General features: G+C 42.1%; 3 protein-coding genes. 2 read left to right on the forward strand and 1 reads right to left on the reverse strand.

All coding sequences use genetic code 11. The annotated features are described in order from the left end of the window. Positions 1-7: 7 nt before the first annotated feature. Positions 8-3082, reverse strand: coding sequence for a DUF4407 domain-containing protein (locus tag F6K49_RS12025; protein ID WP_293096836.1), 3075 nt, complete (start codon positions 3080-3082; stop codon positions 8-10). A 294-nt stretch (positions 3083-3376) separates the two neighbouring features. Between F6K49_RS12025 and F6K49_RS12030 the strand changes: the two genes are divergently transcribed. Then, a complete protein-coding gene (locus F6K49_RS12030; RefSeq protein ID WP_293096844.1) occupies positions 3377-3865 on the forward strand; it encodes a hypothetical protein in 489 nt (162 codons plus the stop codon). Between the two features lie 604 nt (positions 3866-4469). Continuing rightward, the gene (locus F6K49_RS12035; protein WP_293096847.1) at positions 4470-11768 is read left to right on the forward strand and encodes a SpvB/TcaC N-terminal domain-containing protein; all 7299 of its coding nucleotides are present in this window, start codon (positions 4470-4472) and stop codon (positions 11766-11768) included. Positions 11769-11810: the final 42 nt, after the last annotated feature.

An 11810-nucleotide genomic window follows, 5' to 3' on the forward strand; every position in this document is an offset into this window, starting at 1 on the left:
TACTAATTTACTGTTCAAAATCATTAATTTTTTTCATGTATTTTTTTGATAATTCTTCAGATAAGAGAAGTCTTTGTTCTTTTTTAATGCGGAAATATTCATTATAATTTTCCTGACTTTCTTTCTGTTCAAGTAAATAATCATAAGGACCTTTGCCAGACAAAAGTTTAACTAATATAGGTGAGATTTCAATAGTGACGAATAAGGCAGTTATTAGCCAATTAATATTACGAATATTCGGATCGTCTTTAGATAGTTCTTCTAAAGCAACAAGACGGGCTAAGAAGCCATCTGATTCTTTGTCAATTTGTTCTTTCAGTTGTTCTAAGTTACTCTCTGGTGACTGCAAAATCAGGTTACGTTCTTGCCTAAGCTTATCTATTGTTTCCTCTTTATCCTTAACTTTATTATCTAATTCAATAAATTTTTGTTTTATTTCATCTGCATAATTTCGTTTGTCTTGATAAACAATTCCTTTTCCAAATTGGCCTGTTCCCTGTGTACCTTCTGCTTCTGCATTAGCCGCATTTTCGGCGTCCTTCCATTCATTTTTATACTTGTCCTTTTCTTCATTTAATCCTTTAATTTCTTGCTCCAATTCTTTTATTGGTTCGTTAATTTTTTCTTCTCTTATATCATTTTTATCTTGTTCTATTTTCTGGTTAATTTCTTTTTCAAAGAGCCTCAATTCAAGGGGCTTAGCAACCACAAAGCTTAATAATAATGCTATTATTAATCGAAGAATTGTTGCTGCAATAAATGGCAAGTTTGAATTTGAATCCGATTTTATTCTCTTAGAGCTTAAAATTAAAAAACGATCTAAGTTAAAAACTATAAAACTCCAAAAAGTTCCTCCTACACAAGAAGCTGCTACAGAACCGAATACTGTAAAAAGAGCATAACCACCGGAAAAAATAGCCGTTGTTGATGTTAGCAAAACCGTGGTACCAATTGCTGTATATTTATATCGTTCTATCAAACATTCTTTTTGTGCCAAAATATCATGATCTGCACCAGCAGACCATAGCAAGAATTTTTCTAGTGAATTTAAATTATCTTTAATTGTTGGAGCCTGTATTAGGTGTTGAAGTTCAGCTGGTAAGCCAATTTCGTTGATAAAAGTACCAACCGCTTCAACACCATAAGCATTAAGAGCACTTTTGATATGTTCTGTAGCTCGTTCCTGGATTTGATCCCGTTGTTGTAAGAAGTCTAAGACATTATATTCTTGAGCGGAATTACGGAAGTAATTATCAACCATCGGTTCTAATACCCTATTCACAAGGTTTTTAATAGAGCTATATTTAACCGCACCATTAGACAAGCAGCTAAGAACTCCTCCTTGTTCCTCAACTTGCTTATAACTATTAGCATTTGGTGAACCCACACGAGATATCATTTTAGGGGAATTTTTGGGAGAAATATTAATAACCTGTGTGACTTCAAGATTCAAAATAAAGCCATCTTTTGAGCGAAGCTTTAAGGTTTCTAAATTAGAATCGTAGTTGGTTGCTGGTTTATTTTTATCTGTCCTCCAGTCCAAAGTTATTTCATGGACAGGAACTATTACTATACTTTTCACTCTTGTATTGATAGGATGTGTTCCAGCTTCTCTTGGTATGTTCTGAATCCCTTTATACCCGATATTAAACTGAGAACCATAAGTAGTTTGCTCTTGATTTGCTTGGCTATTCTTACCAACATTTGAGATTAAAACTCCAACTGTTCCAGTTTTAATATTAGTTAAAGGAACTTGTTCAACTTCCACAAACCAAGGATTTAAACTCCAAAAACCTTCTTCGATAAATTCTTCTTGTAAACCTCGATAGCCACCTTTATCAATAAACTCCTGTGGCTCCTGAAACTTATTATGTCCCTCAATAACTGGTCCCGCAATGTCCCCTCCTGGTAAGGGCTTACCATCAAAAGTGGTAACAATACCAATTTTACCTGATTCAACTCTGTAAACTTTTAATTGTTCTGGATTCAGTCCATATTGCTTGGCATTGTCAGTAGTAACTACTGTAAATAGTTCAGTGTTTATTCTATAGTAACCTTCAGTAAGAATTGCTCGCTGTTTACCTTGTTGACCACCGTTGTTGAGAAAGGCTTCAGCATTCTGAAAATTCTCGCAATCTACAGCTTTAGCTAGTATTTGTCCTGGTGGTAGTTCAGCACCATCTTGAGCAATAACTAGCCCTATCTCCCCTGAGCGAATATTAATTAGTGGGACATTGTGAACTTTAAACAACTCTGTATTAATGTAGTGAATTCCAGGAGGAATAATTGCTAATTGGTTCCCTTGTTGACCGCCGTTTTTGATAAATGCTTCAGCGTCCTGAAAAGTGCCACATTCAACAACTTTACCAAAGTTCTGACCAAGTGGAAGTGGCTCACCATCCCTTGCTTCCACTAACCCTACTTCATTAACTCCAATTTTGATAAGTTCAACTCTCTTAATTTTGAAAAGTTCTGTATTAATTGCGTATTTGCCAGTAGTAATAATCTTTAACTGTTGGCTCCTATATCCTCCATTATTAATAAATGCTTGAGCATCCTCAAAATTGTTGCATTCAACAGCATCACCAAAGGTTTTTCCAATCGGAAGTGGCTTGCCATCTTTCGCTTCTACTAAGCCAATTTCATAGTCATTAATATGAATAATTGGCCTTATTTCAACAGAAAAAAGTTGAGTATTAATCCGATAAATACCATTTCTTAAAATACCTAACTGCCTACCCCGTTGACCACCATTGTTGATAAAAGCACGACCATCTTGAAAGTCATCACATTCTTCGACAACTTTACCAAACATTTTACCTGTGGGAAGAGAAGCACCATCGTTGGCTGTTACTAATCCAATTTCATCTTTATCAATCTGTATAGCCTTTTGTTTGAAAACTTTATAGGTCAACCTAGAGCGGAAATGTCGTCCAGGACCAAGAGTATCAACCTGCCAACCCATTTCTCCATTAAGAGCAATTTGACGATTAGATGGTAAAGGACTACCAAACTTTTTATAGACAATTCCAACCTCATCTTGAGAGATTACATAAACGCCAGGTACCCGATCAATTGCCATAACAACAAATTTAGTTAATTAGTTAACTAATGAATGGAAAAAAAAATACTCTTTCGCTACCTTAATCGTTATTATTGTAACGTGAGTTGGACGAACTGCACAAAGGTGAAAGAGGGAGCATGTCACTTATGCAGCAACATTAGTACTAAATCTAGGGAATGGGGAATGGGGAATGGGGAATGGGTGATGGGTGATGGGTAATAGGTAATAGGGGGAGCAGGTCACAATAGCCGAATATTTTTACTTTTTCTATAGCCCCCTCATGGGTAATTGCTTGCTAATCATGGTAAATAGTTGATCTGTTCTGCAACTAATACCTGCTCCGAGCCAGCATTTTTGTGGTTTTGTCAAGTAGTTCATTTGTTCTACAAATTTGACCTGTTCCCGATGCATCCGATGACAATAGCGATGCTTCAAAAAGTAGTATATAAGTTACTGAATTCTGTTGGGAAGCGATTGACCTTGGCTTTTAGGCCACGCTACGGGAATGGTCACGCTACGCTCCGGAAGCGATGCTCGGTACGAGCCGCTACGCGAACGCATTCTCGGTCACTTCCGGTACATGGAAAAACAGACTTGAGCAGTTACATCGAAGCGATCAGGCAAGCATACCCATTCTCAGCCAGGGTAAACCCCTCGAAATTTGTCTCAAAAGTTACAGCTAAAAGGGAAACCGCCGTAAAAAGATTTGGTCGATTTTTAGAAAGGGGTTTTGACAACCGGATTTGGGCTCATATAGTAAATAGGTTAGTTTTCAGTATAATTTATAACATACTTTTGTAACATTTACTGATGTTAGGCTGTCATATCCTGCATGTTTGGCTCTACTACCTATACGACATTGAGTTTGAACAAGAATCTAGGAATTTTACATGAGGTTTTACATGAGGTTTTACATGAGGTTTATGAGGTTTTACATGAGGTTTATGAGGTTTATGAGGTTTTACATGAGGTTTTACATGAGGTTTATGAGGTTTTACATGAGGTTTTACATGAGGTTTAGATGAGGTTTTACATGAGGTTTATGAGGTTTATGAGGTTTATGAGGTTTTACATGAGGTTTTACATGAGGTTTTACATGAGGTTTAGATGAGGTTTTATATGAGGTTTATAATTTGACAAACACTTTGAATTAGCTTTACTATATTCAAGAAAGTAAAATTTCCTTGATTTAATACAATTAGGAGTTGTGAAACAGATGAAAAAAACTCATGGCCTAGCATCTCTAGTACGTACTAAAAAATCAGTTATCAGCTATCAGCGTGTTGCGTATCAGCTTATGGGCACGCTACACCGAACAGCTTTTGAATAAAACAAGAGGTAAGCATTAGTTTAATAGTCAGTTACCAAGCATTACTGCGGTCATCAATTCGGTCATGAAGGTATTATGGAAAATAGCAAAATAACCACAAACCAACTGTCTTTACCTAAAGGCGGTGGAGCGATTCAGGGCATTGGCGAAACCTTTCAGGCTAATGAATTTACGGGCACGGCTGGCCTATCTATTCCGATTCCGACAACTCCTTGCCGGGGTTTTGAACCGCAGTTGAGTGTTCAGTATAGTTCTGGTTCGGGAAACGGAACCTTTGGTTTGGGGTTTGCTCTGGCTATTCCGAATATTGCGCGCAAAACCTCCAAGGTGGTTCCTAAATACGATGAAACGGATATCTTTCTGATTTCCAATGCTGAAGATTTAGTGCCGATTGCTGGAAAAGAACGCACTGAAACTATTGATACAATCAACTATACAGTTATTCCATATCGTCCCCGAGTTGAAGGATTGTTTGCCAAAATAGAACGCTGGATTAACCAGGAGACGGGGGATTTCTATTGGCAGACCGTAAGTACAGATAATGTCACCAGTATTTTTGGCAAAACAGAAGAGGGGAGAATCTATGATCCAGAGCATCCTAGCCACGTTTTTCAATGGCTGTTAGAAGAAACCTTTGATGCCAAGGGAAATTATACTGTTTATCAATACAAATCAGAAAATACTGATAATGTTCCTGATGCTATTTATGAGGCAAATCGGACGCAAACGGCTAATAAATACATAGAAAAAATTAAATATGGCAACGATTCTCCCCTAGTTGAGGGTGACGATGTTGGAGAAGTAAACTGGCATTTTGAAGTGGTCTTTGACTACGGCGAGTACGATATTAGCCCAACTAACGTAACGCCGTATACTCCAGTTGGTCAGTGGCAAAATCGCGAAGATCCCTTTTCGACCTATGATGCTGGTTTTGAAATTCGCACCCACAGGTTATGTCGAAACATCTTGATGTTTCATCGTTTTGAAAAAGAATTTGATAGCAATCCTATTCTTGTCCATGCCACCCGCTTTCAATATCCACTATCGCCGGTGGTGACTCTGCTCAAGAAAGTCGAGTCAATTGGGTATCGCTATGAGCAAGGGGAGTATAAAACCAAACGTTTACCGACCGTAGACTTTGACTATACGGCTTTTGCCCCTCAACAACAGAACTTTGAGGGGCTCCTACAAGAAAACGGTCAGGATTTACCAGGTCTGAACCTACCCCCAGACTATATGTCAATCGACCTCTACGGGGAAGGGATTCCGGGAGTGCTCTATAGCGACGGCAATACTACACTTTATTGGGAATCACAAGGAAGTGGGAATGGTGAAACAGGGGGAGTAAACTATGGGCCACCGAAACAACTACAGAATTTCCCCATTGAACGCCATGTGCAAGATGGTAACCAGATGTTAATGGATATCGCCGGTAATGGACGCATGGCTTTGGTGGTTAGCACATCAGGAGCTAGGGGTTATTATCAGTACGATCCTGATGGTGATACTTGGCAGAACTTTCAGCCTTTTGCCGGATTTCCCACGGACTTCCAGAATCCAGACAACCAAATGGTGGATGTGACTGGGGATGGATTGATGGATATCCTGTTGGTAGAAAGCGATCGCTTACGGGTTTATCCGTCCGAAGGGGAAAAAGGCTTTGCTATGCCCCTAATCCGGCCACAGGAGAATGATGTACCCACCCTCAAACAGGGTGCTGTAGAAGAAGCACTGCAGTTTGCCGACATCTTTGGCACTGGCAAACAGCACCTGGTGCGAATTACCGATGGTGCGCTGGAATGTTGGCCAAATCTAGGCTATGGGCGATTTGGTAAGAAGATTCAGTTGGAAAATGCCCCACGCTTTGAGGGCAGAATGGATGCTTCCCGGCTGTTTTTAGTGGATATTGACGGTTCCGGAACCGCAGATATAGCTTATGTGAGTAGCGATCGCATCGAGATTTGGTTCAACCAAAGTGGTAATTCCTTTAGCGAACCCCTAACGGTTTATTTACCGAGTCCCTGGGATAGCTTAAATCAAATTAACTTTGCTGATGTTTTAGGCAACGGGACGACTTGTTTAGTCTTTAGCCAAAACCATATCCAGCCCCGCCATTGGTATTACGACTTTTGCGCCAAACAAAAGCCTTATCTGTTGAACCAGGTTAAGAATAACTTGGGAGCTGAATCAAACATTACTTACGCTAGTTCTACTAAGTATTACCTCCAAGACAAGGGTCAGGGAACCCCTTGGGTAACCAAGCTACCATTTCCGGTTCAGGTGGTAGAAAAGGTAGAAACTATTGATTTGATTTCTAATACAAAGCTGGTCAGTTCCTATAGCTACCATCACGGCTATTATGACCGGATAGATCGAGTGTTTCGTGGCTTTGGCAGAGTCGAAAGACAAGATGCAGAAATTTTGAATGCTGAGGAGCGACAGTCGCCTTTTTACGTTCCGCCCATATTGACGAAAACTTGGTATCACACCGGCGCGTGGCAGCAAGACGCTTCTTTGTTTGAGCAGTACGAACAAGAATATTTTCAGGGGGATACTCACGCTGCTCAATTACCATTACCTACGTTGGATTGGGGAAGAATAAAACCGAGTGCTGAAGAAGTTCGGCAAGCCCATGTAGCTTTAAAAGGAACAGTTTTGCACTCGGAAGTTTACGGACTTGACGATTCAGAAGTAGCCCAAAATCCTTATAGCGTTAGTGAAACTAGTTATAACGTCAAGCTGTTACAACCTCAAGGGGACAATAAATACGCGGTCTTTTACGTTTGGGAACGGGAAAGTCTAGCTTACGATTACGAACGGAATCCAGAAGACCCCCGTATTGCTCATAATTTTACCCTCGAAATTGACGACTATGGTCATGTGTTGCGGGAATGTGGGATTACTTACGGAAGGCGAGAGGGAACTCCAGGGGCACTTCCTGAACAAACTAGTTTAAAAGCAACTTATACAGAAAATCGTTTTATTAATCTTGCGGAAAACAACGACGTTTGGTTGTTAGGGGTTCCCGCAGAAAGTAAAAATTCCGAACTGCTCAATATTTCCTTACCGTCAGAACAAGACTACTTTGATGTTGAGACAATCTCCAACAGAATAGACAACTTAACGGCACCCGATGATTATAACTTGCTGGCTTGGGAGCAACATTTCTATTGGGATGAAGCCCTCAGAACTGTTTTACCTTTAGGGGAAGTTAGCCCTCAGATGTTACTGGCGTTCAGCAAAGGGGCTGTGGTTTCCCAGGAAGGAATCGAGTTGGCCTTTTCAGGAGTATTGGAAGGAGCCGAGTTAGAAGATTATTTGGCTAACCAAGGGAAATACGATTTTGAGAGTGGCTATTGGTGGGACCCGGGATTAAGGCAATCTTATCTGGATAGTGGACGCTTTTACTTACCCACCGAGACTACCGATGCCTATGGGAATGTCACTGGAATTGAATATGATGACTACTATCTGTTGGTAAAGAAAGTAACAGATGCCATCGGTAACGAAACAACAGTTGAAGCCATAGATTACCAAGTCTTGCAACCCCAGAAAATTAGGGATATTAACGATAATACTTCCGAAGTAATATATGATGCTCTGGGGATGGTAGTTTTAGCCTCCTACTACGGCACAGAAAACGGTGACCGAGTTGGTTTTGCTGAGTTGAGCGCCCCCACTTCAGAAGAATTCGATATGGAAGAAGCGATCGCTAATCCTCAAACTTACTTGCAAGGTGCTGCCAGTTATTTCCATTACGATGTATTAACTTGGGAAAATGATGGTATTCCTGTTCACGCCGTAAATTTAGTAGCTGAAGATTACCCAATCGACGCGCGAGTGCAAACTCACATCAGCTACAGCGATGGGTTTGGGCGGGAAGTACAAACCAAGATCAGGGTTGAACCAGGAATAGCCTTTTCTTCTGTCAACTATACCAGTGTAGAAGAAATAGACACTGACAATCGCTGGTTGAGTTCTGGAGCAGTAGTTTACAACAACAAGGGCAACCCCGTCCAGGAGTACGAACCCTACTACATCGACACCCACGAGTATGTAGACAATCCGACCCTGAACCAATTTGGGGTATCCTCTGTGCTGCACTATGATCCCTTGCAACGAGTTGTTCGAGTCGATACCCCCAAAGGCTTTTTTACCAAAGTTGAGTTTACCCCTTGGCAAGAGAAGCACTATGACGAAAACGACACCATTGAAGAGTCAAGTTACTACCAAGAGAATATTGACACCCTTGATTCCAACTCGCCAGAATACCAAGCGTTAGTCAAAGCGGCTCAATTTTACAACACGCCCGATATTAAGATTTTGGACAATTTGGGACGAATCATACGAGATATTAAGCAACTCGTCAGTAAAAATGAATCCACCGTTCAAGATTTAGTGACCCATTACGAGCTGGATATTGTGGGCAATCAACTTTCCAGTGCCGATCCCCGCTTGGCAGAGCAGGGCTACAATAACTTCTCTACCATTTATGACCTGACCCAAACCCCCCTGAAAACGCTTAGTGCCGATGGCGGAACTCAATGGACATTGCAAAACGTGATGGGAAATCCCATCTATGTCCGGGATTCACGGGGCTTGGTGGTGACCACAGAGTATGATGTGTTGCATCGTCCAACCCAAGTGCTAGTGCAGGGAGGAGATGGGGGAACTATCCTAGATCAAGTGGTGGAGCGTACAGTTTACGGTGAAGATGAAACCATTACCAATCCTCAAGACTACAACCTACGGGGCCAAGTCTATCAACACTACGACTCAGCCGGATTGGTGCAAGTGGGGTCTTACAGCATCACTGGACAATCACTCAGCAGCCAGCGTCAATTGCGTCAGGACTATCAGAACGAAGCCGACTGGAGTGAGATTAATCTGGACTTGCTTGAAGACACCATTTACACCACATCCGCTGGTTATGATGCCCTGGGGCGGGTGATTGAAGAAACCGATGCCGATGGGAATGTCCACTCTCCGAGTTATGACCTGTCCGGGCTGCTGGCTCACCTGGAGGTCACACATGCACAAGACGATGTAGCGACCATTTATGTGGAGAATATCGACTACAGCCCTAAAGGACAGCGCACCCAAATTGTTTATGGTAATGGGGTAACCACTGATTATGAGTACGAACCCACTACCTTCCGACTGACCCGAATTTTGACCCAGCGGGGAGCTACCTTAGCAGCAGCAGAACAACCAGCGCGAGCGGAAAGGCAGGCTGCCCCTCATTGGTTGTGTCGGTTACTGCCACAGTTTTTGCGCCAGGCTTTGGGGCGGATGTGGCCTTGGGGTCAGCCCAAGTTCAACGACAGGAATTTGCGCTCTGGTGATGTGGCTAAGTTACAAGACCTGAACTATACCTACGATGCCGTGGGCAATATCACCCAAATTGCCGATAACGCTTGGGACACAGTCTTTAACAATAACCAGCAAGTCGATCCCGTGTCTAAGTACACCTACGATTCCCTGTATCGTTTAATCGAAGCCACGGGCAGGGAACATCCGGCTTTATCTGGACAGCAGGAGCAGCATAGTGATATTCCGGAAGTAGGATTTGTACAGTTACCGAATTTGAACAATGGCGAAGCAGTGGAAAACTACATCCGTCAATACACTTACGACAACAGTGGTAATTTATACCAGATAACCCACCAAGGCGCAACCCCTCACACTCGTAATTTAACGGTTTCGGAAACTTCCAACCGGGCAGTAGATAGGGAGTTGTTGAACGGAAGCACAGATATTGATCTATTTTTCGATGCTAATGGCAACCAAATTCAAATGTCGGGTTTGCCACAAGTGCAGTGGAACTATCGTGATAATATTGCCAATGTGACGATTATTGACCGAGACGATAATAATAACGATGCCGAATATTATGTCTACGACAGTAGTGGTACTCGGGTGCGTAAGGTTACCGAACGCTATGGCTCTGGAGGTAATATGACCCACATTGAGGAAGTGATTTATCTCGGTGTGGTGGAAATTCGGCTTTCTCGACAGGGAGAAACTGTTACGGAGGAACGCCGTTGTTTGCGGGTGATGGATGATACCACTTGTGTTGCCGTTCGCAACCAGTGGACGATGGGGGCACCGCCTACGGGAGTGAGCAATCCCCAAGTGCGCTACCAACTCGACAACCATTTAGGTTCGGCTGCGATGGAGGTGGATGATGGGGGGCAACTTATCAGTTATGAGGAGTATTTCCCTTATGGGGGAACGGCATTTGTGGCCGGGTCAAATTTAGCTGAGGTCAAGTTAAAGCACTACCGCTATTCGGGTAAGGAACGGGATGGGAGTACGGGCTTGTATTACTATGGTGCGCGCTATTATGCCCCTTGGTTAGGTCGGTGGATGAGTTGCGATCCGGCTGGTACTGTTGATGGGTTGAATTTGTATGAGTTTGTATCGGGAAATCCGATACGATATTCTGATAATTTAGGTATGGTTAAGGGTTTGAAAGGTGCATTTAAAAGTGGGCACAAAAGTGATGATCGAGAAAGATTACTTCCTGAAGGCGGTCAACGCGAATACTTGCTAAAAGAAGCGATGACATCCCATCAAAATGTATTAGAAGCCAGCCAAGCAATAGATGCAGCGAAGACAGCCCATGGTATAGGTCGTAAGAAAGCTGTTGCTTACAGTACAGGAAAAGTAGCAGGCGATGCCGTAAAAACCACTGCGCATGTAGGAACTAAAGTGGTAACTGGAGGTGTACCTGGAGCATCTACGGTAGCTAATCTTCCTATAGATGCAGCAATAGATGCTGTCATTCCTAACGATTCAGGTCAGCCTTTACCTCCTCTAGAGGATTTGAAGAAAAAACAAGCATCAGCAGCAAAAAAGAACATTAAAGAAAAGGGAGCAGTTCAAGCCGCGAGCACAGTGGGAATGGCAGGACTTGATGAAGTGCTTCCTGTGAGTCCCGGAGACTTAGTGCAAATAGGAATCGATGCCCAAAAGCTTAAGAAGACCATAAAGGAATCCGATGGACGTACTGCTGCTTTAGCTGCTTCTGCCAACAATATTGATGACTATCTGGATTACATATCAGAGGAAAGCAAAAATTCAGAAGAACACTACAGACACTTGGAGGCAACTTTTGGAAAACCGACTAAGAAAGATAAGTTGAAAGGGGTGCCCAAAGCCGGTTCATCTCAGACGAGAGTGTCTCGATTTACTCCATCACTTTCAACTGCAGGCAATACCTATAAACTAGCAACAGCTGACGATAAAAAAGTACAAAAACAAGGTAAAAAATCCTTGCATCAAGCATCAAAGCTGCAAACCAAACAAGGACAATGGCAGACCAAGAAGGTTAGCAAAGGTAAGATGCCACTTTTACACGATTACGATTAACTAAAGCAAAGATTTTCAGCTGCATTATAACCCCTCAAAATC

This window comes from Moorena sp. SIO3I6, from assembly GCF_010672095.1.

Bases quoted from the DNA above. Each gene is read 5' to 3' on its own strand.
- F6K49_RS12025 (WP_293096836.1), bottom strand. From the start codon at position 3,082: ATGGCAATTGATCGGGTACCTGGCGTTTATGTAATCTCTCAAGATGAG.
- F6K49_RS12035 (WP_293096847.1), top strand. From the start codon at position 4,470: ATGGAAAATAGCAAAATAACCACAAACCAACTGTCTTTACCTAAAGGC.